Origin of the sequence: Pantoea sp. SS70 (assembly GCF_029866845.1) — a bacterium.
Taxonomy (GTDB): Bacteria; Pseudomonadota; Gammaproteobacteria; order Enterobacterales; family Enterobacteriaceae; genus Pantoea; species Pantoea leporis.
Genome location: NZ_CP117199.1, coordinates 3,048,184 through 3,071,498, shown reverse-complemented (window position 1 = coordinate 3,071,498; position 23,315 = coordinate 3,048,184). Strand labels below are relative to the sequence as shown.

General features: G+C 56.0%; 21 protein-coding genes. 16 read left to right on the top strand and 5 right to left on the bottom strand.

Annotated features, from left to right (window positions below; translation table 11 throughout):
• The first annotated feature begins 1 nt into the window (after position 1).
• The 12 genes from pbpC to PO881_RS14140 all read left to right on the top strand — a co-directional run bounded on the left by pbpC (position 2) and on the right by PO881_RS14140 (position 15,255).
• Positions 2 to 2,326 (top strand): peptidoglycan glycosyltransferase PbpC, encoded by a 2,325-nt coding sequence (pbpC, locus tag PO881_RS14195; protein ID WP_280171967.1) that lies wholly within the window; start codon positions 2 to 4, stop codon positions 2,324 to 2,326.
• Between the two features lie 168 nt (positions 2,327 to 2,494).
• Positions 2,495 to 2,926 (top strand): nucleoside-diphosphate kinase, encoded by a 432-nt coding sequence (gene ndk / locus PO881_RS14190; protein ID WP_007884899.1) that lies wholly within the window; start codon positions 2,495 to 2,497, stop codon positions 2,924 to 2,926.
• A gap of 188 nt (positions 2,927 to 3,114) precedes the next feature.
• Complete coding sequence (locus tag PO881_RS14185) at positions 3,115 to 4,284, top strand: bifunctional tRNA (adenosine(37)-C2)-methyltransferase TrmG/ribosomal RNA large subunit methyltransferase RlmN (RefSeq protein ID WP_007884898.1); 1,170 nt, start codon at positions 3,115 to 3,117, stop codon at positions 4,282 to 4,284.
• A gap of 75 nt (positions 4,285 to 4,359) precedes the next feature.
• Positions 4,360 to 5,094, top strand: a complete 735-nt coding sequence (gene pilW / locus PO881_RS14180) for a type IV pilus biogenesis/stability protein PilW (RefSeq protein ID WP_277973964.1) — start codon at positions 4,360 to 4,362, stop codon at positions 5,092 to 5,094.
• Complete coding sequence (gene rodZ, locus PO881_RS14175; protein WP_192411389.1) at positions 5,084 to 6,100, top strand: cytoskeleton protein RodZ; 1,017 nt, start codon at positions 5,084 to 5,086, stop codon at positions 6,098 to 6,100. Before pilW ends, rodZ begins: the two co-directional genes overlap by 11 nt.
• A gap of 38 nt (positions 6,101 to 6,138) precedes the next feature.
• On the top strand, positions 6,139 to 7,260 hold the full coding sequence (gene ispG, locus PO881_RS14170) for a flavodoxin-dependent (E)-4-hydroxy-3-methylbut-2-enyl-diphosphate synthase (RefSeq protein ID WP_101763487.1): 1,122 nt from the start codon (positions 6,139 to 6,141) through the stop codon (positions 7,258 to 7,260).
• A 105-nt stretch (positions 7,261 to 7,365) separates the two neighbouring features.
• The gene (gene hisS / locus PO881_RS14165) at positions 7,366 to 8,640 is read left to right on the top strand and encodes a histidine--tRNA ligase (RefSeq protein ID WP_280171966.1); all 1,275 of its coding nucleotides are present in this window, start codon (positions 7,366 to 7,368) and stop codon (positions 8,638 to 8,640) included.
• Between the two features lie 39 nt (positions 8,641 to 8,679).
• Positions 8,680 to 9,297: a YfgM family protein gene (locus tag PO881_RS14160; RefSeq protein ID WP_101763489.1), complete on the top strand. Its 618-nt coding sequence runs from the start codon at positions 8,680 to 8,682 to the stop codon at positions 9,295 to 9,297.
• A gap of 19 nt (positions 9,298 to 9,316) precedes the next feature.
• Positions 9,317 to 10,498 carry an outer membrane protein assembly factor BamB gene (gene bamB / locus PO881_RS14155; protein WP_110866466.1) on the top strand — a complete coding sequence of 394 codons (1,182 nt, stop codon included), beginning with the start codon at positions 9,317 to 9,319 and terminating at the stop codon, positions 10,496 to 10,498.
• Between the two features lie 178 nt (positions 10,499 to 10,676).
• A complete protein-coding gene (der, locus tag PO881_RS14150) occupies positions 10,677 to 12,167 on the top strand; it encodes a ribosome biogenesis GTPase Der (protein WP_101763491.1) in 1,491 nt (496 codons plus the stop codon).
• Positions 12,168 to 12,261: 94 nt separating this feature from the next.
• Positions 12,262 to 12,489, top strand: coding sequence for a zinc ribbon domain-containing protein (locus tag PO881_RS14145; RefSeq protein ID WP_210081469.1), 228 nt, complete (start codon positions 12,262 to 12,264; stop codon positions 12,487 to 12,489).
• A 327-nt stretch (positions 12,490 to 12,816) separates the two neighbouring features.
• Positions 12,817 to 15,255, top strand: coding sequence for a glucose/quinate/shikimate family membrane-bound PQQ-dependent dehydrogenase (locus PO881_RS14140; protein ID WP_280171965.1), 2,439 nt, complete (start codon positions 12,817 to 12,819; stop codon positions 15,253 to 15,255).
• 87 nt (positions 15,256 to 15,342) lie between these two features.
• Here the strand turns inward: PO881_RS14140 and PO881_RS14135 are convergent, their stop codons facing one another.
• From PO881_RS14135 to xseA, 4 genes are all read right to left on the bottom strand, one after another.
• The gene (locus PO881_RS14135) at positions 15,343 to 15,525 is read right to left on the bottom strand and encodes a general stress protein (protein ID WP_045814915.1); all 183 of its coding nucleotides are present in this window, start codon (positions 15,523 to 15,525) and stop codon (positions 15,343 to 15,345) included.
• A 103-nt stretch (positions 15,526 to 15,628) separates the two neighbouring features.
• A complete protein-coding gene (locus PO881_RS14130; protein ID WP_192411393.1) occupies positions 15,629 to 15,955 on the bottom strand; it encodes a protealysin inhibitor emfourin in 327 nt (108 codons plus the stop codon).
• The gene (locus tag PO881_RS14125; RefSeq protein ID WP_192233017.1) at positions 15,940 to 16,965 is read right to left on the bottom strand and encodes a M4 family metallopeptidase; all 1,026 of its coding nucleotides are present in this window, start codon (positions 16,963 to 16,965) and stop codon (positions 15,940 to 15,942) included. The genes PO881_RS14130 and PO881_RS14125 overlap by 16 nt, the downstream gene beginning before the upstream one ends.
• 49 nt (positions 16,966 to 17,014) lie before the next feature.
• Complete coding sequence (gene xseA, locus PO881_RS14120) at positions 17,015 to 18,388, bottom strand: exodeoxyribonuclease VII large subunit (RefSeq protein WP_101763496.1); 1,374 nt, start codon at positions 18,386 to 18,388, stop codon at positions 17,015 to 17,017.
• 169 nt (positions 18,389 to 18,557) lie between these two features.
• On the opposite strand from xseA, the gene guaB reads away from it, so the two are divergent.
• From guaB to PO881_RS14105, 3 genes are all read left to right on the top strand, one after another.
• Positions 18,558 to 20,024 (top strand): IMP dehydrogenase, encoded by a 1,467-nt coding sequence (gene guaB, locus PO881_RS14115; protein WP_101763497.1) that lies wholly within the window; start codon positions 18,558 to 18,560, stop codon positions 20,022 to 20,024.
• 72 nt (positions 20,025 to 20,096) lie between these two features.
• Positions 20,097 to 21,677 (top strand): glutamine-hydrolyzing GMP synthase, encoded by a 1,581-nt coding sequence (guaA, locus tag PO881_RS14110; RefSeq protein ID WP_101763498.1) that lies wholly within the window; start codon positions 20,097 to 20,099, stop codon positions 21,675 to 21,677.
• A gap of 168 nt (positions 21,678 to 21,845) precedes the next feature.
• Positions 21,846 to 22,622, top strand: a complete 777-nt coding sequence (locus PO881_RS14105; RefSeq protein ID WP_008108318.1) for a DUF3750 domain-containing protein — start codon at positions 21,846 to 21,848, stop codon at positions 22,620 to 22,622.
• Positions 22,623 to 22,649: 27 nt separating this feature from the next.
• Here PO881_RS14105 and PO881_RS14100 read toward each other — a convergent pair whose 3' ends face one another.
• Positions 22,650 to 22,829 carry a DUF2158 domain-containing protein gene (locus tag PO881_RS14100; RefSeq protein ID WP_101763499.1) on the bottom strand — a complete coding sequence of 60 codons (180 nt, stop codon included), beginning with the start codon at positions 22,827 to 22,829 and terminating at the stop codon, positions 22,650 to 22,652.
• A 216-nt stretch (positions 22,830 to 23,045) separates the two neighbouring features.
• Here PO881_RS14100 and PO881_RS14095 point away from each other — a divergent pair, with 216 nt between their 5' ends.
• Positions 23,046 to 23,303: a hypothetical protein gene (locus PO881_RS14095; RefSeq protein ID WP_277973960.1), complete on the top strand. Its 258-nt coding sequence runs from the start codon at positions 23,046 to 23,048 to the stop codon at positions 23,301 to 23,303.
• The last annotated feature ends 12 nt before the right edge of the window (positions 23,304 to 23,315 follow it).

Sequence of the window (23,315 nt, the reverse complement as noted above, 5' to 3'; positions counted from 1 at the left end):
GATGTCTGGAAGTAAGCGACTAAAGCGGTGGCGCTGGCTGCCGCTTTTTTTACTGCTGCTGCTGGCCGCGCTGTGGCTACTGGATCGCCTTACACCGCTACCGCTGCATGAGTTACAGCCGGCGCGCGTGGTGGTGGCTGAGGACGGTACGCCGCTGTGGCGCTTTGCTGACCCGCAAGGCATTTGGCGCTATCCGGTGACGCTGGAGGATGTCTCGCCAGCCTATATTGAGGCGCTGCTGACCTACGAAGATCGCTGGTTCTGGCATCATCCCGGCATCAATCCGATGGCGATTGTGCGTGCAGTCGGGCAGAACGTGTTGCATCACGGCGTGGTTTCCGGCGGTAGCACGCTGACTATGCAGGTGGCGCGGCTTATCGATCCGCAACCGCGCACCTTGCGCGGAAAAGTGGTGCAGGCGTGGCGCGCGCTGCAGCTCGAATATCATCTCTCTAAACGCGACATCCTCACGCTCTATCTCAATCGCACCCCTTTTGGCGGCACGGTTGAGGGCGTTGGCGCGGCGAGCTGGATGTGGCTGGGGAAACCGCCGTCCCAGCTCACCCAAGGTGAAGCGGCGCTGCTGGCGGTGTTGCCACAGGCGCCGAGCCGCCTGCGTCCGGACCGCTGGCCACAGCGCGCCGAAGCCGCACGCAATAAAGTGCTGGATCGCCTCGCGCAATATCACGTCTGGTCAGCGCAGGATGTCGCCGATATCAAACAAGAAGCAGTGTGGCTGCCGCCGCGCCAGATGCCGCAACGTGCGCCGCTGCTGGCCCGCCGCCTATTGTCGCTGTCACCCGACAACAAAATCACCTCAACCATTGATGTGTCGCTGCAGCGCGAACTGGAGAATCTGGCGACGTCGCTGAAAAACAACTTACCGCCGCGCACCTCGCTGGCGCTGCTGGTGGTGGATCACCAAAACATGAAAGTGCGCGGCTATGTCGGATCGGTGGATTTCAATGACGACAGCCGTTTTGGTCATGTCGATATGATCTCCAGCGTGCGATCGCCGGGATCGGTGCTGAAGCCTTTTGTCTATGGCATGGCGCTGGATGATGGGCTGATTCATGGCGAATCACTGCTGCAGGATGTGCCGCGCCGCTTCGGTGACTATCGTCCCGGCAACTTTGACTCGGGCTTTCACGGGCCGGTGAGCGCCAGCGCTGCGCTGGAGCGGTCGCTCAATCTCCCGGCGGTGCAGTTGCTGGATGCGCTGGGGCCAAAAAGTGTCGCCGCGCGCTTGCGTAACGTGGAATTGAATCTGCGCTTTCCCGCTGGCGCAGAGCCCAATCTGTCGCTAGTGCTGGGCGGCACCGGCGCGCGCATGGATGAGATTGTGGCGGCCTACAGCGCCTTTGCCCGTCACGGCAATGCGGCGCAGTTGCGCTGGCTGACGACACAGCCGCTGCAGGAAAGGCCGCTGTTGTCGCCGGGCGCGGCATGGATTGTGCGGCGCATTCTGGCTGGCGCGGCGCAACCTCCGGCCAGCGGCGCGGTGGCGGAGATTGCGCCTTTGGCGTGGAAAACCGGTACCAGTTACGGCTACCGTGATGCATGGACGATTGGCATCACGCCGCGCTATCTGATTGGCGTGTGGGTTGGGCGGCCGGATGCCACGCCGGTCGCCGGGCAATTTGGTTTTGCCTCGGCGGTGCCGGTGATGAATCAGGTCAATAATGTGCTGGCGGGACATATGCCGGTGAGCGGTGCGCCGCGCGATCCGCGTCCGCTTTCGGTCAGCGCCATGAGCATTTGCTGGCCTGGCGGTCAGCCATTGCCTCCCGGCGACGAAAACTGTCGCCAGCGTCGTCAGAGTTGGGTGCTGAATCAAACTGTGCCACCGACGCTGCTGGCGCCGGGGCAGGAAGGCGTCAATGGCTTGCGTCAGCGCTACTGGCAGAACAGCCGGGGATGGCGTGTGGCGGCCGATTGCCCGGATGCACAAAGTAGGGAGCGCCTGATGTGGCCGCTGCCGCTTGAACCCTGGCTGCCGGTTGCTGAACGCCGTGCGCAGCGCTTGCCGCCGATCGATCCCGCTTGTCCGCCGCGCAATCAGGGCAATGCGCCGCCGATGGTGATTACTGGTGTGATCAACGGCCAGCGCGTACAGCCTCTGCCGGGTAAAGTGGTGCTGGTGATGCCGGTTGCGGTGCAGGGCGGGCAAGGTGAGCAGCGCTGGTGGTTCTTAAACGGAGAGCCGCTTGAGCGGGACGCGAGTAATAAGAGTGCGGCGCTGGTGCTGGATGAGCCGGGCAGTTATCAATTGGTGGTGATGGATGAAGCGGGGCAACTCTCATCGGTGTCATTTATCCGCGGTTAAGTGCATGGATATGGCATACTTTTTGCCTGCGCGCCCCGACAAAAATCAATTATTTTCAATAATTCCGCAAATCGCTAATAGGCAACGCGCTGCGATATCCCTATAATCGGCGCGTTTTCTTACCGGGAGGAGCTCCCGGATTCTTCAGGATGCTAACTAGAGGTCAACATGGCAATCGAACGTACTTTCTCAATCGTGAAACCAAACGCCGTCGCTAAGAACGTGATTGGTGCAATTTATAACCGTTTTGAAAGCGCGGGCTTCAAAATCGTTGGCGCAAAAATGCTGCACCTGACCAAAGAGCAGGCTGAAGGCTTCTACGCTGAGCACAAAGGCCGTCCATTCTTTGATGGTCTGGTTGAATTCATGACTTCTGGTCCGGTTGTGGTTTCTGTACTGGAAGGCGAAAACGCCGTTCAGCGTCACCGCGATTTGATGGGTGCAACTAACCCAGACAACGCGCTGGCAGGGACTCTGCGTGCAGATTACGCGGACAGCTTCACCGAGAACGCGACCCACGGTTCTGACTCTGCTGAATCTGCAGCACGCGAAATCGCGTACTTCTTCGCAGAAAACGAAGTCTGCCCACGCACTCGCTAAGTGCGTTGATGGCCTGAGCGGACACCCGTCTTTACAGCTGTTCAACCTCTGTGAAACGGTTCCCCTGGCATCATGCAGCAGATGTAGTACAATTATGCGCCCTTGTTGAGCCAGCCTCAGCGAGGGCGCTGTTTTTTTCCTACTATTAACCAGAGCCGTAACGTGTAACAACGAGGCCAGAGAACATTATGTCCGAACAGATTGTGACGCCGTCGTCCGCTTCCCCCGTGGTTGTTTCCCCAAAAAACGAAAAAATTAACCTGCTGGATCTTAATCGTCAGCAGATGCGCGAATTCTTTCTTGAGATGGGCGAAAAGCCGTTCCGTGCCGATCAGGTCATGAAGTGGATGTACCACTACTGCTGCGATGATTTCGAGCAGATGACCGACATCAACAAAGTGCTGCGCGGTAAGCTGATGCAGCGCGCTGAAATCCGTGCGCCGGAAGTAGCGGAAGAGATGCGTTCCACCGATGGCACCATTAAATGGGCGATTCGCGTGGGCGACCAGCTGGTTGAAACCGTCTACATCCCGGAAGCGGATCGCGCAACCCTGTGCGTTTCTTCACAGGTAGGCTGTGCGCTGGAGTGCAAATTCTGTTCGACGGCGCAGCAGGGCTTTAACCGCAACCTGCGCGTATCAGAAATTATCGGCCAGGTATGGCGCGCCGCGAAAATCATCGGTGCCGCGAAAATTACCGGTCAGCGCCCGATCACCAACGTGGTGATGATGGGCATGGGCGAACCGCTGCTGAATCTGAACAACGTGGTGCCGGCGATGGATATCATGCTGGACGACTTCGGTTTCGGCCTGTCAAAACGTCGCGTTACGCTGTCAACCTCTGGCGTGGTGCCGGCGCTGGATAAGCTGGGCGATATGATCGACGTAGCGCTGGCGATTTCACTGCACGCGCCGAACGATGCGATTCGTGATGAGATCGTGCCGATCAACAAAAAGTACAACATCGAGACTTTCCTTGCGGCGGTCAAACGCTACATCGGCAAGTCCAACGCCAATCAGGGCCGTGTGACCATCGAGTATGTGATGTTGGATCACGTCAATGACAGCACCGACAACGCGCATGAACTGGCGGCACTGCTGAAAGAGACGCCGTGCAAAATCAACCTGATTCCGTGGAACCCGTTCCCGGGCGCGCCGTATGGCCGTAGCTCCAATAGCCGTATCGATCGCTTCTCCAAAGTGCTAATGGATTACGGTTTCACCACCATCGTGCGTAAAACCCGTGGTGATGATATCGACGCCGCTTGTGGTCAGCTGGCGGGCGATGTGATTGACCGTACCAAGCGTACGCTGCGTAAGAAAATGGCGGGCGAAGCCATCTCTGTGAAGGCGCTCTGAAAGCCAGCGCCTGCTGATATTCAGCGGGCGTAACTCATGTCAGTCTCTCCGCATATTTTTCATGGAGAGACTGAAATGCATAAAGGATTACCCGCCGCGATTCTGGCTGGCTTTGTTGTAACCGGTTGTGTCAATCATCCTGCAAAGCAGAGTGCAGCGGATATCCGTCTGCAGCTCGGATTGCATTATCTGGCGGTGAAGGATTATGCCGCTGCACAGCGCAATTTATTGCGTGCTCAGCAGGCAGCGCCGAAAGATTATCGCGTGCCGTTGGCCCTGGCCCGTGTGGCGCAGGCGCAGCTGAACAGCGCACAAACCCGCTGGCACTATCAGCAGGCGCAGCAGTTAGCGCCGCTGAATGGTTATGTGGCTAACAATTACGGTGCGTTTCTCTGCGGTTTAAGGCAGTATGACGAAGCGCATCAACAGTTTAAGCTGGCAATTGAGGCGCAGGAAATCGATGCTCGTCAGGATGCATTCCTGTTTTCGGGCTATTGTTACCTGCAGGCTGATGAGAGTGCCTCAGCGCGCGAGCAGTTAGGTTACGCGCTGGATGCCGCACCGGAGCAGGGCAGTCAACTGCTGAGGGAAGTGGAAAGGCGGCTTGAACAGCAGGAACAGCAGTCGGTTCCGCTGCTTTTAGAAGTGTACCACCAGCGTTTGCCCGCAACGGCAGAGAGCCTGTGGTTACAGATACGTTTCGCCGCGCAACAGGGAAACGCTGCTGACGTTACACGTTATGGCGACCGGTTGGCGCGAAGTTTTCCACAATCGATACAGTACCAGCGTTATTTAGCTAATGAATACTGAAGCCACTCAAGAGAATTCTGCAGTACATTCCACAGGTGAACGCCTGCGTCTGGCCCGTGAGCAGATGGGGCTGACCCAGCAAAACGTCGCTGAACGCCTGTGCCTGAAACTTACTACCGTGCGTGATATTGAAGAGGATAAGTCACCTGCTGATTTGGCTTCGACATTCCTGCGCGGTTACATTCGCTCCTATGCCCGTCTGGTGCATGTGCCGGAAGATGACCTGCTGCCGATGATGGCAAAACAGGCTCCGGTGCGCGCTGCCAGGATCGAGCCGATGCAGAGCTTCTCATTGGGTAAGCGTCGTAAAAAGCGCGATGGCTGGCTGATGATCTTCACCTGGTTGGTGGTTTTCGTCGTAGTCGGTTTGACCGGTGCGTGGTGGTGGCAAAACCATAAAGCGTCACAGGCTGACTTGGTGTCGATGGCCGATCAAAACGGCAGCGGCGACAATAGCCAGTCCATTCCATTGGGCGACAACAGCACCGACAGCAATACCGATGCGGACACTAACGCTGCCGGTACGCCAGTCGATAACGGTGCTGGCGCAGCGGCCACGCCTGAAAGCAACGCCGACGCACCTGCGTCGAGCATGAGCAACAATGCGCAAACCACCGGCAGCGACAACGCCGTGGTTTCGCCAAGCCAGGCTCCGATTGATACAGCGCCGCCAGCAGCGACCTCTCCGGCGCCAGCAAACAGTGTTCCTGCTGGTCAAATGCCTACCGCGAATGCGGCAGTCAGCCAACCGGCAGGCGATCCGAATGCCATCGTAATGAACTTCAAAGCCGACTGCTGGCTGGAAGTCAGCGATGCGACCGGCAAGAAGTTGTTCAGCGGTTTGCAACGTAGCGGCGGTAAGCTGAGTTTGTCCGGAACGGCTCCGTATCGTCTGAAAATTGGCGCACCGGGTGCGGTTGACGTGCAATATCAGAATCAGCCCGTTGATTTAAGTCGTTTTATCCGTAATAACCAGGTTGCCCGTCTGACGCTGGGTGCGCAATAACGCGCAGCGCGCTTTCCGGGTAATTGTGGAGAGAGAATATGCATAACGAAGCACCCATCATCCGTCGCAAATCAACACGGATTTACGTCGGCAAGGTGCCAGTTGGCGATGGTGCGCCCATCGCCGTTCAGTCAATGACCAACACCCGCACCACTGACGTGGACGCCACTGTTAACCAGATTCGCCAGCTTGAGCGCGTCGGGGTTGATATCGTGCGCGTCTCCGTTCCCACTATGGATGCGGCTGAAGCCTTCAAACTGATTAAGCAACAGGTCAACGTGCCGCTGGTCGCGGACATTCACTTTGACTATCGCATCGCACTGAAAGTCGCTGAATATGGCGTGGATTGTCTGCGTATCAATCCAGGCAACATCGGCAACAATGAGCGTATTCGCCAGGTGGTGGATTGTGCGCGTCATTACAATATTCCGATCCGTATCGGCGTTAATGCCGGTTCGCTGGAAAAAGATCTGCAGGAAAAATATGGCGAGCCAACGCCGCAGGCGCTGCTCGAATCCGCGATGCGCCATGTGGATCACCTCGATCGCCTCAATTTTGATCAGTTCAAAGTGAGCGTCAAAGCCTCTGACGTCTTCCTTGCCGTTGAATCTTATCGTTTGCTGGCGAAAGCCATCGATCAGCCGCTGCACCTCGGTATCACCGAAGCGGGCGGCGCGCGTGCGGGTTCCGTGAAATCGGCGATCGGTTTAGGTTTACTGCTGGCCGAAGGCATCGGCGATACGCTGCGTATTTCGCTGGCGGCCGATCCGGTTGAAGAAGTGAAAGTCGGCTACGATATCCTCAAATCTCTGCGCATCCGCTCCCGCGGCATCAACTTTATTGCCTGCCCGACCTGTTCGCGTCAGGAGTTTGATGTCATCGGTACGGTCAATGCGCTGGAAGAGCGGCTGGAAGACATCATCACACCGATGGATATTTCCATTATCGGTTGCGTGGTGAACGGTCCGGGTGAAGCGACAGTTTCTACCCTCGGCGTGACCGGCGGAGCCAAGAAAAGCGGCTTCTACGAAGATGGTGTGCGCCAGCGCGATCGTCTCGATAACAACGACATGATCGACCAGCTGGAAGCGCGTATTCGCGCTAAAGCCAGCATGCTGGATGAAAGCCGCCGTATCAACGTGCAGCAGCTGGAAAAATAATCGTGGTGCGCGCCTGTCGCGTGCCAGTTTGTGATTGAACCTGTGCGGTTTCATCCTCATAAGGTATGATGCCGCTCAGGTTTTTTTGTCTTAAGAGATTCTAACGTGGCGAAGAATATTCAAGCGATTCGCGGGATGAACGATTACCTGCCGGCGGATACCGCGATTTGGCAGCGTATTGAAGGCACCCTTAAGCAGGTGCTGGCCAGTTATGGTTACAGTGAAATCCGTCTGCCAATCGTTGAGCACACCCCGTTGTTCAGCCGCGCAATCGGTGAAGTCACCGACGTGGTTGAGAAAGAGATGTACACCTTTGAAGACCGCAACGGCGAAAGCCTGACGCTGCGTCCGGAAGGCACAGCAGGTTGCGTGCGCGCCGGTATCGAGCACGGTCTGCTGTACAATCAGGAACAGCGTCTGTGGTACACCGGCCCGATGTTCCGCTACGAGCGCCCGCAGAAAGGTCGTTATCGCCAGTTCCATCAGATGGGTGTCGAAGTCTTCGGCCTGCAAGGCCCGGACGTAGATGCTGAGCTGATCATGATGACCGCGCGCTGGTGGAAAGCGTTGGGTATTGCCGAGCATGTTGAGCTGGAGCTGAACTCTATCGGTTCGCTGGACGCGCGTGCCAACTATCGCAGCGCGCTGGTGGCATTCCTTGAGCAACATCAGGACGTACTCGACGAAGATTGCAAACGCCGCATGTACACCAATCCACTGCGCGTGCTCGACAGCAAAAATCCTGACATCCAGAAACTGTTAAACGATGCGCCAACGCTGGGCGAATTCCTTGATGAGGAGTCGCGCGAGCACTTCAGCGGCCTGTGTGCCTTGCTGGACGACGCGGGCATTAGCTATCGCATTAACCAGCGCCTGGTGCGCGGCCTCGATTACTATAACCGTACCGTGTTTGAATGGGTGACCAGCAGCCTCGGTTCGCAGGGCACCGTGTGCGGCGGCGGACGTTACGATGGTTTAGTTGAACAGCTGGGTGGACGTGCCACGCCAGCGGTTGGTTTTGCCATGGGTATGGAGCGTCTGGTGTTGCTGGTGCAAGCAGTTAATCCAGAATTTGAACCGACGCGCATTGTTGATGTCTATGTTATCGCTTCGGGGCAGGGCGTTCAGTCCGCCGCGATGCAACTGGCGGAAAAACTGCGTGATGCTGATCCGGCACTGAAGATGATGACCAACTTTGGTGGCGGTAACTTCAAGAAGCAGTTTGCCCGTGCAGACAAGTGGGGCGCACGCATTGCGCTGGTGCTGGGCGAAGATGAAGTGAAAGCGGGCCAGGTTGTGGTGAAAGACCTGCGTACCGGCGATCAACAGACGCTGGCTCAGAGCGACGCCGCTGCGACGTTGCGCACGCTGCTGCAGTAAGCGCAGCACTGCAACAGCCATTTTAAAGAGAGGGATTGCGTGGAAGTTTACAGCAACGAAAACGAACAAGTTGACGCGCTGCGTCAGTTCTTTGCCAACAATGGCAAATTCCTGGCCGTTGGCGTAATCATCGGTATCGCTGCGCTGGGTGGCTGGCGTTTCTGGTCCAGTCATCAGGAAGGCACCGATAAAGCGGCATCAGCAGAATATCAACAACTGACCAGCGCGATGCAGGCGGACAAGCCTGATTCGCTGGAAGCGGTCGCCACTTTCGCCAGCGAAAACAACAACACCTATGGTGCGTTGGCTTCGTTGGATCTGGCTAAGCAGTATGTTGAAACCAATCAGCTCGATAAAGCTATCACTCTGTTACAGAGTGGGCTGAAAGATACCAAAGATGCCAACCTGCAGGCGGTGATTAACCTGCGTCTGGCTCGCATTCAGTTGCAGCAAAGTCAGGCCGATGCCGCACTTTCTACCCTTAACAATGTTAAAGGTGATGGCTGGACAGCCATTGTGGCGGACATTCGTGGCGAAGCACTGCTGAGCAAAGGCGATAAGCAGGGCGCGCGTGATGCCTGGAGCAAAGGTGCTGAATCGCAGGCCTCTCCTGCGCTGAAGCAAATGCTGCAGATGAAGATGAATAACTTAAGTTAAGCCAGTCAAGAGAGCGCACATGGAATTACGTAAATACCTGCTGCCAGGGCTGATTTCAGTCACTCTGCTCAGCGGTTGCTCGCTGTTCAGCGGCGAAGAAGATGTAGTGAAAATGGCCCCGCTGCCTAAAGTGGAAAACCAGTTTACGCCGCAGACCGCGTGGAGCACCTCGGTTGGCGATGGCGTTGGTGATTTCTATTCCAATCTGCATCCAGCCTGGCTGGACGGTACCGTGTATGCTGCGGATCGTTTTGGTGTGGTTAAAGCGCTTGATGCCAGCAATGGTAAAGAGAAATGGAAAGTCGATCTCTCTGAGAAAACCGGCTTCTTCTCGAAAAACATCTCGGCACTGCTCTCTGGCGGCGTCACCGCCAGCGGCGATCGCATCTACATCGGTAGCGAACGTGGTCAGGTATTTGCGTTGAATACCAGCGATGGTGGCATTGCCTGGCAGACCAAGGTCGCCGGTGAAGCGCTGTCGCGTCCGGTGGTGAGCGACGGTTTAGTGCTGGTTCACACCAGCAACGGTATGTTGCAAGGCCTTGATCAAAGCACTGGCGTGATCAAATGGACCGTTAACCTTGATATGCCTGCGCTGTCACTGCGCGGTGAATCAGCCCCGACCGTGGCCTTTGGTGGCGCAATTGTGGGTGGCGATAATGGCCGCGTGAGCGCAGTCATCGTCAATCAAGGTCAGCTGATTTGGCAGCAGCGTATTTCGCAGCCAAGCGGCGCCACGGAAATCGATCGCCTGAGCGACGTCGATACTACGCCAGTCGTGGTAAACGGTGTGGTTTATGCGCTGGCGTATAACGGTAACCTCACCGCGCTGGAACTGCGTTCTGGTCAGGTGCTGTGGAAACGTGAGATTGGCGGCGTGAAAGACATGGTGGTGGATGCGGGTCGTATCTACCTGGTCGATCAGGATGACCGCGTGATTGCCCTGAATGCTGACGGTGGCGTAGCCATCTGGCGTCAAAGCGATCTGCTGCATCGTAATCTGACCTCGCCGGTGCTGTTCAACGGTTATCTGGTTGTCGGTGATAGCGAAGGTTATCTGCACTGGATTAACACCCTTGACGGCCGCTTCGTGGCGCAGCAGAAACTGGACAGCGATGGCTTCCAGACTGAACCGGTTGTTGCCGGTGACAAGCTGCTGATCCAGGCGAAAGGCGGAGAAGTTTACGCCATCACCCGTTAAGGATTTGGCTCTGCGGGAACGCGTTTCCCGCTCGCTTACACGGCTCCTGATTCGTCAGGGGCCGTTTCGTTTTTAGTCAGGCATGGTATTCTTTGCGCCTTCAGCCTGACGCCTGGCGTCAAATGTCGTTATAATCACGCCATTCGGGCGAATTATTTTAAAAACTGAGGCAAGTGTTATGGTACCTGTGGTCGCGCTGGTTGGGCGTCCCAATGTGGGAAAATCTACGCTATTTAACCGTTTAACACGCACACGTGATGCGCTGGTGGCGGATTTTCCTGGACTGACTCGCGATCGCAAATATGGTCGCGCCGAAGTGGAAGGGCGCGAATTCATTGTTATTGATACCGGCGGTATTGATGGCACCGAAGAGGGCGTAGAAAACCGCATGGCGGAGCAGTCGCTGCTGGCGATTGAAGAAGCCGATGTGGTGCTGTTTATGGTGGATGCGCGCGCGGGCGTGATGCCGGCGGATCAGCAAATCGCCAATCATCTGCGTGCCCGTGAGAAAGCCACCTTTGTTGTCGCCAACAAAACTGACGGTATCGACCCGGAAGCGGCGGTGCTCGATTTCTATGCGCTGGGCTTAGGCGAGATTCACGCCATTGCAGCTTCGCATGGCCGCGGCGTTAACAGCCTGTTGGAAACCGCACTGTTGCCGTGGATGGAAGAAATCGTTCCAGAAGTCGAGCTCACTGAAGAAGAAGAGAACGCCGCCTATTGGGCCGATTTAGAAGAAGAGAGTGAGAAGGCGCTGGAGGAAGAGGAAGAAGAAGATTTCGACCCAACCACACTGCCGATCAAACTCGCTATCGTTGGCCGCCCGAACGTGGGTAAGTCAACGCTAACTAACCGCATTCTTGGCGAAGACCGTGTCGTGGTCTTCGACATGCCGGGCACCACGCGCGACAGCATCTATATTCCGATGGAACGTGACGGACGTGAGTATGTCCTGATTGATACCGCTGGCGTACGTAAGCGCGGTAAAATCACCGAAACCGTCGAAAAATTCTCAGTTATCAAAACGTTGCAAGCTATCGAAGATGCTAACGTGGTAATGCTGGTGATTGATGCGCGTGCCGGAATCTCCGATCAGGATCTCTCGCTGCTCGGCTTTATCCTGAACAGTGGGCGCTCACTGGTGATCGTGGTCAATAAGTGGGATGGCATGACGCAGGAAGCCAGAGATGAAGTCAAAGAGATGTTGGACTTCCGCCTGGGCTTTATCGATTTTGCGCGCATCCACTTTATTTCCGCCCTGCACGGCAGCGGCGTCGGCAACCTGTTCGAATCGGTGACCGAAGCGTACGACTGCTCTACCAAACGTGTGGGCACCGCAATGCTGACGCGCATTATGACCATGGCCGCCGACGATCACCAACCGCCGTTGGTGCGGGGTCGCCGCGTGAAGCTGAAGTATGCGCACGCCGGTGGTTATAACCCGCCAATCGTGGTGATTCACGGCAACCAGGTGAAAGATCTGGCTGATTCCTATAAGCGTTACCTGATGAACTACTTCCGTCGTTCACTCAACGTTATGGGTACGCCGATTCGCATTCAGTTCAAAGAAGGCGATAACCCGTACGCGGGCAAACGCAACCTGTTGACGCCAACGCAGCAGCGTAAACGTCAGCGTCTGATGTCGCATCTGAAGAAGAACAAGCGTTAAGATGAGAAGGGCCCAGCAGGGCCCTTTTTTTTCACCTGTAACTTGTAGTGGCGCCATTTATGGCGACCGCCATCCAAAGCGCAGAGGATAATGGATGAACTTTTCCTGCCCAACCTGTCAGCAACCACTCACTCTCAGTGAAACCGGTTTTGACTGCCCCAATTGTGAACGTCATTTCGATCGTATCGCCTTATGCCCGGATTGCCATCAGCCGTTACAAGTGCTGAAAGCCTGTGGCGCTGTCGACTACTTTTGTCAGCACGGCGACGGTCTCATCTCGAAAAAGCGCGTCGAATTTACGCCTGACTTCATCGCAGATTAAAAACTCCGGATTCCACGCCTAGAGTTATTAACAAGTTACGCCTGGATTTGTAGCAAAAATGCTATTAACCAGTGACTGCCGCGTTATGGATATTCACTTTTTATTGTACCAGGTGGTACAATCCTGCCGCCTTGTCGCGAGAATCACTCTCACCTACGTTGTGTCCTCGCTCACAAGCGCCGAATCACGGGCATTGCACCCGTATCAATAGATATAAAATAAAGCGTAACGGAATAGTTCCTGTCTCCCGCTGCGGCTGGGGCCTTGTCATCGGCTGCCACAGATTTATCGGCGCCAGCGCTTTATTTTTTCAGGAGAGTTTTTGTTATGGCAGAAAATTCCGCTCGTCCCGGCAAAGGGCTGAGCATCTGGTCCGTACTGTTTGGCCTGGTCTTGCTGGCAATCGGCTTGTTCTTCGCAATCGGCGGCGGCAAGCTGGTCGCGCTGGGCGGCAGCTGGTACTTCCTCATCGCCGGTATCGTTATGTTGCTGGCGGCCATTCAGTTCTTCCGTCGCAAATCATCCGCCGTCACCCTGTTTATTCTGGTGTTTGCTGGCACGCTGATTTGGTCACTGTTTGATGCAGGCCTGCATTTCTGGCCGCTGGTCTCGCGCTTGATGGTGCCGGCCGGCTTGATGCTGTTTGCATTCCTCACCTGGCCAGCCCTGCGTAAAAGCGAAGGCAAAAGCTCCCTGGCAAAAGTCTCTTATGTGCTGTCTGCGGTGATCGTGGTGGGCATGGTGGCGACTTTCGTGCAGATGTTCCAGCCGCATCCTACCGTGGCATTTGACGGTAAACAGCTGCCGCTGATTCCGGTCGATAAATCAAAACCTCAGCAAGACTGGAGCAGCTACGGCCGTACGCCGGGTGGCGACCGCTTCGCTGCCATCGATCAGATTACCCGCGACAACGTGAAAGAACTGCAGGTTGCCTGGACTTTCCACACTGGCGATACGCCAATCAGCCCAACCGGTAACGGTGCGGAAGATCAGCAAACCCCGCTGCAGGTGGGCAACACGCTGTTCCTGTGCACCCCGCATAACAATGTGATTGCGGTTGCCGCAGACAGCGGTAAGGAAATCTGGAAACGCGAAATCAACGCGCAGGCAGAAGTGTGGAACCGCTGCCGTGGCTTAGCCTATTTCGATGCGACTAAACCCCTGCAGCAGCCAACCGAGCCGGGTTCAACGCCGGTTACTGCCGCTGTGCTGCCTGCTGGCGATACCTGTCAGCGTCGTATTCTGATGAACACCATTGATGCGCGTCTGATTGCTATCAACGCCGACAACGGTGAGCTGTGCGACACCTTCGGTACGCACGGTGTGGTTGACCTGAAAACCGGTCTGGGCAGTGCGCCAGATCCGCAATATCAGCTGACGTCACCGCCAGCGATGGCCGGTACCACCGTAGTTGTGGGTGGTCGTGTCGCCGATAACGTACAGACCGACATGCCTGGCGGCGTGCTGCGTGGTTTTGACGTCATCACCGGTCAGATGCGTTGGGCGTTTGACCCAGGCAATGACGACCCCAATGCGGTGCTGATGCCGGGTAAAAATTACACCCGCAGTACGCCAAACTCGTGGGCACCAATGTCTTACGATCCGGCAATGAACACCGTGTTCCTGCCGATGGGTAGCTCGTCAGTGGACCTGTGGGGTGCGAATCGTACCAAACTGGATCACACTTACGGCGCATCAATCCTGGCGTTGGATGCCACCACCGGTAAGCAGAAGTGGGTTTATCAGACCGTGCATAACGATCTGTGGGACTTCGACCTGCCAATGCAGCCGAGCCTGGTCGACTTCCCGATGAAGGATGGCACCAACAAGCCAGCCGTCGTTATCGGCGCGAAAACCGGCATGATCTGGGTGCTGGACCGCCTGACTGGCAAGCCTTTGACCAAAGTTGAAGAGCTGCCGATGCCGCAGGGTCACATCCCGAACGAGCAGTACACCAAAACTCAGCCGCACTCTGTGGAAATGCCAAATATCGGCAACCAGAAAATGACGGAGTCGGATATGTGGGGTGCAACACCGTTTGATCAGCTGGCGTGTCGTATTGCCTTTAAAGGCATGCGTTACGATGGTCTGTTCACCGTGCCGGATACCGATAAATCCCTCAGCTTCCCAGGTTCACTAGGTGGTATGAACTGGGGCGGTATCTCGTTTGACCCGAACAACCAGTACATGTTCGTTAACGACATGCGTCTGGGCCTGTGGGTACAGATGATCCCACAAGACACCAGCAAAACGGCGGCCAGCAACGGCGGTGAAGCCATCAACACCGGTATGGGTGCGGTTCCGCTGAAAGGTACACCGTACGCGGTGAACAAAAACCGCTTCATGTCGCCGCTGGGCATTCCGTGCCAGGCTCCGCCGTTCGGTACGCTGTCAGCGATTGATATGAAAACCCGTCAGATTGTGTGGCAGGTGCCGGTGGGTACGGTAGAAGATACCGGTCCGTTTGGTATCAAAATGCGCGCGAAAATGCCAATTGGTATGCCGACCTTAGGCGGCACGCTGGCAACGCAGGGTGGCCTGGTGTTCATCGCGGGTACGCAGGATTACTATCTGCGCGCTTTCGATAGCTCAACCGGTAAAGAAGTGTGGAAAGCACGTCTGCCAGTCGGCAGCCAGGGCGGTCCAATCAGCTATGTTTCGCCGAAAACCGGCAAACAGTACATCCTGATCTCCGCAGGCGGTGCACGTCAGTCGCCAGACCGTGGTGATTACGTGATTGCTTACGCGCTGCCAGACAGCAAGTAAGTTAAAAAAGGAGAAAGGCCGACATCATGATGTCGGCCTTTTTTTTATCACCCTCCGTGGCACATCTCTTCCTTTAAGGCACCTTAATTACTGCTGCTTAGAAGGGCGACGGCTTTTTTGACCTCCTTTTCTTCCAGCTTCCCTGGCTCTTTCAGGATCGTTTCTGAAATTACCCCCACTGACTTTGCCGCCAGCGCTACCGGCTTCCCTGGCGCGCTCCGGGTCCTCTGCAAAGTTCCCGGCACCACCTCGTTGCTTTTTTTGTGTCATAGCAGAGACCTCATCTAAGGGTGTTTTCTTCGACGTGGACTAGCTAGCCACATAATGAGTATAGTCAATCAGTTACGCTCTGCCTTGAGAGATCTCCGATAACCTATTCACCGTCTCGCCACAGCGATTGCAGCTCGGGGGGCGCCAGTTGTTCGGGAATTAAAATCACGAAACTTCCCGCTTCGCGATGGGTAGCATAGGTGATTTGAATGCGGTAGTAGCGCTGATCGCCACGACCGACATTTGCCGCCTGATCTTCCGTTTCCCCCAACGGCATTGCCTGTTCCAGTACTTCGCAGACGCGCTGCTTTTGCGGTTCCGGCAGTTCCCCCAGCGCAAAGCGCCGTTCGCCGCGCAGTTTAGGGATAAAAGCGATTCCGCCTTCCCGCGCCAGCTCAATGATTGCGTCATCGGTCAGTTGGATGTCCATGTTACGCCTACCTGCTGCCAGGCGGATTGGATCTTTTCCGCCACTGAGCTATTGAATCGTTGATTAGCGTGCTGCACGGTAAAGCGCGCGAAGGTGCTGAAATCGGCATCCTGCGGCAGCGTTTTGTCGCACAGCGTGTCGTACCACGCTTGACCGGCCTGTTCCCACGCAAAGCCGCCCAGCGCTTTAGCGGCGAGGTAAAAGGCGCGATTGGGAATGCCGGAATTGAGGTGCACGCCGCCGTTGTCGTCACGCGTTTCGATGTAGTGCGCCATATCGGCCGGTTGCGGATCTTTACCCAGCACCGGATCATCGTAAGCCGTTCCCGGTGACGACATCGAGCGCAATCCGCGCCCGTTGATGCCCTGCGCCAGTAAACCTTCGCCGATAATCCAGTCGGCCTGATCGGCGCTCTGCTTGAGGTGAAATTGCTTCACCAGCGAACCAAACACGTCAGACATCGATTCATTCAGCGCGCCTGCCTGCTGGAAATAGATCAATCCCGCTTCGGTTTCTGTCACGCCGTGCGTCAGCTCGTGCGCCACCACATCCAGCGCGATAGTGAAGCGATTGAAAATCTCGCCGTCACCGTCACCAAACACCATCTGCTGCCCGTTCCAGAAGGCGTTCTGATACTCCTTGCCGTAATGCACGGTGCCATCGAGCTTGAGGCCTTTATTGTCCAGCGAGTTGCGTTGGTAGATTTGCCAGAAGAAATCGTAGGTAATGCCGAGATAGTTCCAGGCTTCTTCGGCTGCAACATCACCATTTCCCGGCTGGCCTTCTTCGCGCACCAACGTGCCGGGCAGATTTTGCGTTCCTTCGGCGTCATAGATAGCACGCAGCACCGTGCCTGGCTGAGCGGTGGCGGTGCTTGCTGGTTTAGCGTTATGTTCGCCCATCAAGTGCTGGACGTGGGTGAGGGTGCGGCGCGCGTAGTCTTGTTGCGCGCCGGAGCAGTTATCAATGATATTGCGCAGAATGTAGGGAGGAATAACGCTGTAAGACATAAAAAAACTCCTGGCCGTTTAGGTACATGCCAGAAGTATAGTTTTCCCGCTATGAACGCGCTTTGCGGCTCCGGGATTTCTGCGGTTCGAGTGCGGTAACCTGGCTTTCCACCCAGCCATCGTCCAGCCGGGTGCGCAGCAAGTCGCCTTTGCTCAGCTGTTGGGTTTTCTTCACCACCTGACCTTGGGTGTCGGTGGTTACGCTGAAGCCACGCGCCAGCGTCGCCAGCGGGCTCACGCCTTCCAGCTGTGCCGCCAGCGTGCCAAAGCGCTGACGATTGTGATTGAGCTGCTTCTCCATGCCCTGCTGTAAGCGATAGTGCCATTGCTGGAGCTGCTGCTGAGCGCGCAGAATACGTCCCTGCGGCTGCTGGGCGTTAAGGCGTTGCAGCAGGCGATCCTGCTGACGATTGGCCACACGCATGCGCTGGTCCATTGCTTCACCGAGACGGCGCTGCAGCTGTAAGAGCGCGGTTTGCTGGCGTGCCAGACGCAGCTGTGGATGCTGCTGCTGCAAGCGGTGCTGAATGCGCGTGAAGCGACGCTGCTGCTGAGCCAGATAGAAATCCATCGCCATCTCCATGCGCTGCTGCTGCGACTGCAAACGACGCAACAGTTCAAGCTGATTACGGCTCACCAGTTCTGCCGCAGCAGACGGCGTCGGCGCACGTAAATCCGCTACGAAGTCAGCGATAGTGACATCGGTTTCATGCCCAACGGCGCTGACAATCGGCAGGCGGCTGGCAAAAATCGCCCGCGCCACGCGCTCGTCATTGAAGCTCCACAAATCTTCCAGCGAACCGCCGCCACGACCGACAATCAGCACATCACACTCATCGCGCTGGTTAGCCAGCTCAATGGCACGCACAATGCCAGCCGGCGCATCCACACCTTGCACCGCGGTGGGATAGATAATCACCGGCAGTGAAGGATCGCGTCGATGCAGCACGCGCAGCACGTCGTGCAGCGCCGCGCCGGTGGCGGAGGTAATCACGCCCACCTGACGCGCCGGATCCGGCAGCGGCTGTTTGAACTGTTGATCGAATAAGCCTTCCGCGGCTAAACGCGCTTTCAGCTGCTCGAATTGCTGCTGCAGCAAGCCTTCACCGGCCGGATGCATGCTTTCGATAATCAGCTGATAATCGCCGCGCGGCTCATACAGCGTGATGCTGGCGCGCACTAACACTTGCTGGCCATGTTGCGGACGGAAGGTGACGCGACGATTGCTGTTGCGGAACATCGCGCAGCGCACTTGTGCGCCATCATCCTTCAACGTGAAGTACCAATGACCGGAAGAGGGCTGAGTGAAATTTGAAATTTCAGCGCTGAGCCACACCAGGCCCATCTCATTTTCCAGCAGTTGGCGCACCGTGGTGTTCAGGCGGCTGACGGTAAAAATATTGGCGGTTGGCGGTAGCGACATGTGATGTAGATCAAATTTTAAATCAGAGGGTTAATCAACTGATACTACATTGCTTGCCCCGAGGATCAAGACATTTTCTGAAAAAACACTGGAGGCAATCGGTTTCGGCCTGTATAATGCCGCGGCAATATTTTATCTGTTTTAATCGCCCCTAGGTGGAGATATTGCAATGTTAAGAATCGCTAAAGAAGCCCTCACATTTGATGACGTTCTGCTCGTTCCCGCTCACTCCACTGTCTTACCGAACACCGCTGATCTCAGCACTCAACTGACGAAAAACATCCGTCTGAACATCCCCATGCTCTCCGCTGCAATGGACACCGTGACCGAAGCCGGTCTGGCAATTGCGCTGGCGCAGGAAGGTGGTTTGGGCTTTATTCACAAAAACATGTCAATTGAGCGCCAGGCGGATGAAGTTCGTAAGGTGAAAAAACACGAAAGCGGCGTCGTTACCGATCCACAAACCGTGCTGCCAACTACCGCGCTGGCGGCGGTGAAAGAGCTGACCGAACGTAACGGCTTCGCCGGCTACCCGGTCGTGAACACCGACAACGAGCTGGTGGGCATCATCACGGGCCGTGACGTGCGTTTTGTTACCGACCTGACCTTACCGGTTTCAGCGGTGATGACCCCGAAAGAGCGTCTGGTAACGGTGAAAGAGGGTGAAGCACGCGAAGTTGTGCTGCACAAAATGCATGAAAAACGTGTTGAGAAAGCGCTGGTTGTTGATGACAGCTTCCACCTGCTGGGCATGATCACCGTTAAAGACTTCCAAAAAGCCGAACGTAAACCTAACGCGTGTAAAGATGCGGAAGGCCGTCTGCGCGTGGGCGCTGCGGTTGGTGCCGGTGCGGGCAATGAAGAGCGCGTTGATGCGCTGGTTGCTGCCGGTGTTGACGTGCTGCTGATTGACTCATCACACGGTCACTCTGAAGGCGTGCTGCAGCGTATTCGTGAAACCCGTGCAAAATACCCGAACCTGGAAATCATCGGCGGCAACGTTGCCACCGGCGCAGGCGCATTGGCGCTGGCGCAGGCCGGCGTGAGCGCGGTGAAAGTGGGGATCGGTCCTGGCTCAATCTGTACCACGCGTATCGTCACTGGTGTTGGCGTGCCACAGATCACCGCGGTTTCTGATGCGGTTGCCGCGCTGGAAGGCACCGGCATTCCGGTTATCGCTGATGGCGGTATCCGCTTCTCTGGCGACATCGCTAAAGCGATTGCAGCAGGCGCAGCGGCCGTCATGGTCGGTTCTATGCTGGCTGGTACCGAAGAGTCTCCGGGCGAAATCGAGCTGTATCAGGGCCGTTCGTTCAAGTCTTATCGCGGTATGGGTTCACTGGGCGCGATGTCCAAAGGCTCTTCAGATCGTTACTTCCAGAGCGATAACGCCGCTGACAAACTGGTACCGGAAGGTATCGAAGGCCGCGTTGCCTACAAAGGCCGCCTGAAAGAGATCGTGCACCAGCAGATGGGCGGCTTGCGCTCTTGCATGGGCCTGACGGGTTGCCAGACCATTGACGATCTGCGCACCAAAGCGGAGTTCGTGCGTATTAGCGGCGCGGGCATCAATGAAAGCCACGTGCATGACGTGACCATCACCAAAGAGTCACCAAACTACCGCATGGGTTCATAATCCCATAAAATTTAGCGCCCGGCACCCGCCGGGCGCTTTTATTATTAAGTCCATCCCAATGGAAACGCCTCAATGACGACTGAAAATATTCATAAACATCGCATTTTGATCCTCGATTTTGGTTCTCAGTATACGCAGCTGGTTGCGCGCCGCGTGCGTGAGCTGGGTGTCTACTGCGAACTCTGGGCGTGGGATGTCACCGAAGAGCAAATTCGCCAGTTTAACCCGAACGGCATCATTCTCTCTGGCGGTCCGGAGAGCACCACCGAGCTGAATAGCCCGCGTGCGCCGGAATACGTGTTTAACGCGGGTGTGCCAGTGTTGGGCGTCTGCTACGGCATGCAGACCATGGCGATGCAGTTGGGCGGCAAGGTTGAAGGCTCTAACGAGCGCGAATTTGGTTATGCGCAGGTTGAAGTGCTGACTCAGAGCGCGCTGGTGCGTGACATCGAAGATGCGATTAGCGCAGCAGGTAAACCGCTGCTGGACGTTTGGATGAGCCACGGCGACAAAGTCACCGCCATCCCAGCCGGTTTCGAAACCGTTGCCAGCACCGAAACCTGTCCGTTTGCCATCATGGCTAACGAAGAGAAGAAATTCTACGGCGTGCAGTTCCACCCGGAAGTGACGCACACGCGTCAGGGCCTGCGCATGCTTGAGCGTTTCATTCGTGACATCTGCGGCTGTGAAGCGCTGTGGACGCCAGCCAAAATCATCGAAGATGCGGTTGAGCGTATTCGTCAGCAGGTTGGCGATGACAAAGTGATTCTCGGTCTGTCTGGCGGCGTGGACTCTTCTGTGACCGCGATGCTGCTGCATCGCGCCATCGGCGAGCGTCTGACCTGCGTGTTCGTGGATAACGGCCTGCTGCGTCTGAATGAAGCTGAGCAGGTGCTGGAAATGTTCGGTGACCACTTCGGTCTGAACATCGTGCACGTTGCGGCAGAAGCGCGCTTCCTTGATGCGCTGGCGGGCGAGAACGATCCCGAAGCCAAACGTAAAATCATCGGCCGCGTATTCGTAGAGGTGTTTGACGAGCAGGCGCTGCGTCTGGAAGACGTGAAGTGGCTGGCACAAGGCACCATCTATCCTGACGTGATCGAATCGGCGGCTTCTGCCACCGGTAAAGCGCACGTGATCAAATCGCACCACAACGTGGGCGGTTTGCCGAAAGAGATGAAGATGGGCCTGGTTGAGCCGCTGAAAGAGCTGTTCAAAGACGAAGTGCGTAAAATCGGTCTGGAACTCGGCCTGCCGTACGACATGCTGTATCGTCATCCGTTCCCAGGTCCAGGTTTGGGCGTGCGCGTGCTGGGCGAAGTGAAGAAAGAGTACTGCGACCTGCTGCGCCGTGCAGACGCTATCTTCATCGAAGAGCTGCATAAAGCTGACTTGTACAACAAAGTCAGCCAGGCGTTCACCGTGTTCCTGCCAGTACGTTCTGTTGGCGTGATGGGCGATGGTCGTAAATATGATTGGGTTGTTTCACTGCGTGCGGTGGAAACCATCGACTTTATGACAGCGCACTGGGCGCACCTGCCGTACGATTTCCTCGGCCGCGTCTCTAACCGCATCATCAACGAAGTTAACGGCATTTCCCGCGTGGTTTATGATATTTCAGGTAAACCACCTGCGACGATTGAGTGGGAATAAATCCTGCTTTGATTACTGCGTAAAAACGAAGCCCGCTTAATTGCGGGCTTTTTTTCAAACCTTCTGATGGCAAATCATGCGGCTAAATGTATCGCATAGTTCGTGAATACAAACGGCCCCGTTTCGATGCAAGATAGCGAGTAATTTTTACTCATCAGGATGCCGTCGATGTTGCCTTTCAAAGCCGTACTGATCTCTTTTCTTTGCATCATCTTGCTTTCATTAGGCGCGAGCTTGGCGCAGGCAACGCGAAGCGGTGAGCTCACCTCTGAACGCGGTGGCTGGGCATCCGCAAGGCGCGATTCGGCCGGTATCGCACCAGATCCGCAGCGTTATGCGGCAGAAGCTATCGTGCAGGTTTATGCTGCGCCGACTTATGGCTGGAAGGGCGCGGTGGCGGTGCATCCGTGGATTATCTTCAAGCGCGCCGGTGAAACCCGCTATAACCGTTACGAAGTGATTAGCTGGGGCAGCGGCGATAAAGTGCGTCGTAACAGCAATCTTCCCGATGGTTATTGGTACGGTGCGAAGCCGCGTCTGCTGGTTGACCATCGCGGCAGTAGCGCAGAAGCGATGATTCCGCAGATCGAAGCGGCCATTAAATCCTATCCCTGGCCGACCACGTATCACGCCTGGCCGGGACCCAACAGCAATACTTTTATGGCGCATATCGGCCGCGAGGTTCCGGCGTTGAAGTTGGATCTACCGGCTAACGCGCTCGGCAAAGATTATCGCTCGCTGCTTAATCCGGTAGGTTTACCACCTTCAGGTCGCGGCGTGCAGCTTTCCCTGCTGGGCGTGTTGGGTGTGACGGTTGGCGCGGAAGAGGGGCTGGAAGTGAACTTGCTGGGATTAAACATGGGGCTGGATTTCACACCATTTAGGCTGCGTCTGCCGTTTATCGGCGGCATCGGTCAGAATAATGTGCAGCGAGACAATCCCTAAAAATGGCCCCGATTTGGGGCCATTTTTTTAACAGACGCCGAAATCGCCGTCTTCGTGATACAGATTCACGCTATCGGCTCTGACTTCAATTTCACGCTTGATGTGATCGTCAACGCGAGCGCACCACAGCATATCGCCTTCCACGCGCAGCACCTGCATCTTTGGGCCACCGGTCTTAGACTGCACAAAATCATCCACGTTAAACATGCTTCTTCTCCTTCAGGTCAGTGATAACAACAGAGTCTATATGCACTTCAGGCGCTGTGCGCTTGATTTTGTGCGCTGTCTTCCAGCACAAAACTGAATCAAAGCGCGTTGAGACCGTTCTGGTTATTTTCTGCAGCATTCGCCGCTGAAATAGTACCGAAACACTTCGCGGTTGTCAGTTGACAACTTATTGCGGTGAGCATAAGGTAGCCAGCGATGTCAGAGAGGAAGCGGCATCCGCATAAAGCGGTCGAAGGAGCTTTGCGATATGCAGAAGCGAGAGGTTGGAAGATTGCAGTTGGCGGTCACCATGCGTGGGGCAAGATGTACTGCCCAGATAATTCGACAGAGTGTCGATGTGGGGATTACTGCATTACCTGCATCTGGAGTACGCCAAAAAATCCTGAAACGCATGCCAAACTGTTACGGCGCGTGGTGGATAACTGCAGTGAAAACCCTCAGCGGGTTAAGTGACGAGGAGTGAAA

Bases quoted from the DNA above. Each gene is read 5' to 3' on its own strand.
- pbpC (WP_280171967.1), top strand. From the start codon at position 2: ATGTCTGGAAGTAAGCGACTAAAGCGGTGGCGCTGGCTGCCGCTTTTT.
- guaA (WP_101763498.1), top strand. From the start codon at position 20,097: ATGACGACTGAAAATATTCATAAACATCGCATTTTGATCCTCGATTTT.
- pilW (WP_277973964.1), top strand. From the start codon at position 4,360: ATGCATAAAGGATTACCCGCCGCGATTCTGGCTGGCTTTGTTGTAACC.
- ndk (WP_007884899.1), top strand. From the start codon at position 2,495: ATGGCAATCGAACGTACTTTCTCAATCGTGAAACCAAACGCCGTCGCT.
- rodZ (WP_192411389.1), top strand. From the start codon at position 5,084: ATGAATACTGAAGCCACTCAAGAGAATTCTGCAGTACATTCCACAGGT.
- xseA (WP_101763496.1), bottom strand. From the start codon at position 18,388: ATGTCGCTACCGCCAACCGCCAATATTTTTACCGTCAGCCGCCTGAAC.
- PO881_RS14145 (WP_210081469.1), top strand. From the start codon at position 12,262: ATGAACTTTTCCTGCCCAACCTGTCAGCAACCACTCACTCTCAGTGAA.
- der (WP_101763491.1), top strand. From the start codon at position 10,677: ATGGTACCTGTGGTCGCGCTGGTTGGGCGTCCCAATGTGGGAAAATCT.
- PO881_RS14105 (WP_008108318.1), top strand. From the start codon at position 21,846: ATGTTGCCTTTCAAAGCCGTACTGATCTCTTTTCTTTGCATCATCTTG.
- ispG (WP_101763487.1), top strand. From the start codon at position 6,139: ATGCATAACGAAGCACCCATCATCCGTCGCAAATCAACACGGATTTAC.
- PO881_RS14130 (WP_192411393.1), bottom strand. From the start codon at position 15,955: ATGGACATCCAACTGACCGATGACGCAATCATTGAGCTGGCGCGGGAA.
- PO881_RS14125 (WP_192233017.1), bottom strand. From the start codon at position 16,965: ATGTCTTACAGCGTTATTCCTCCCTACATTCTGCGCAATATCATTGAT.
- PO881_RS14185 (WP_007884898.1), top strand. From the start codon at position 3,115: ATGTCCGAACAGATTGTGACGCCGTCGTCCGCTTCCCCCGTGGTTGTT.
- PO881_RS14135 (WP_045814915.1), bottom strand. From the start codon at position 15,525: ATGACACAAAAAAAGCAACGAGGTGGTGCCGGGAACTTTGCAGAGGAC.
- bamB (WP_110866466.1), top strand. From the start codon at position 9,317: ATGGAATTACGTAAATACCTGCTGCCAGGGCTGATTTCAGTCACTCTG.
- PO881_RS14095 (WP_277973960.1), top strand. From the start codon at position 23,046: ATGTCAGAGAGGAAGCGGCATCCGCATAAAGCGGTCGAAGGAGCTTTG.
- guaB (WP_101763497.1), top strand. From the start codon at position 18,558: ATGTTAAGAATCGCTAAAGAAGCCCTCACATTTGATGACGTTCTGCTC.
- PO881_RS14100 (WP_101763499.1), bottom strand. From the start codon at position 22,829: ATGTTTAACGTGGATGATTTTGTGCAGTCTAAGACCGGTGGCCCAAAG.
- PO881_RS14140 (WP_280171965.1), top strand. From the start codon at position 12,817: ATGGCAGAAAATTCCGCTCGTCCCGGCAAAGGGCTGAGCATCTGGTCC.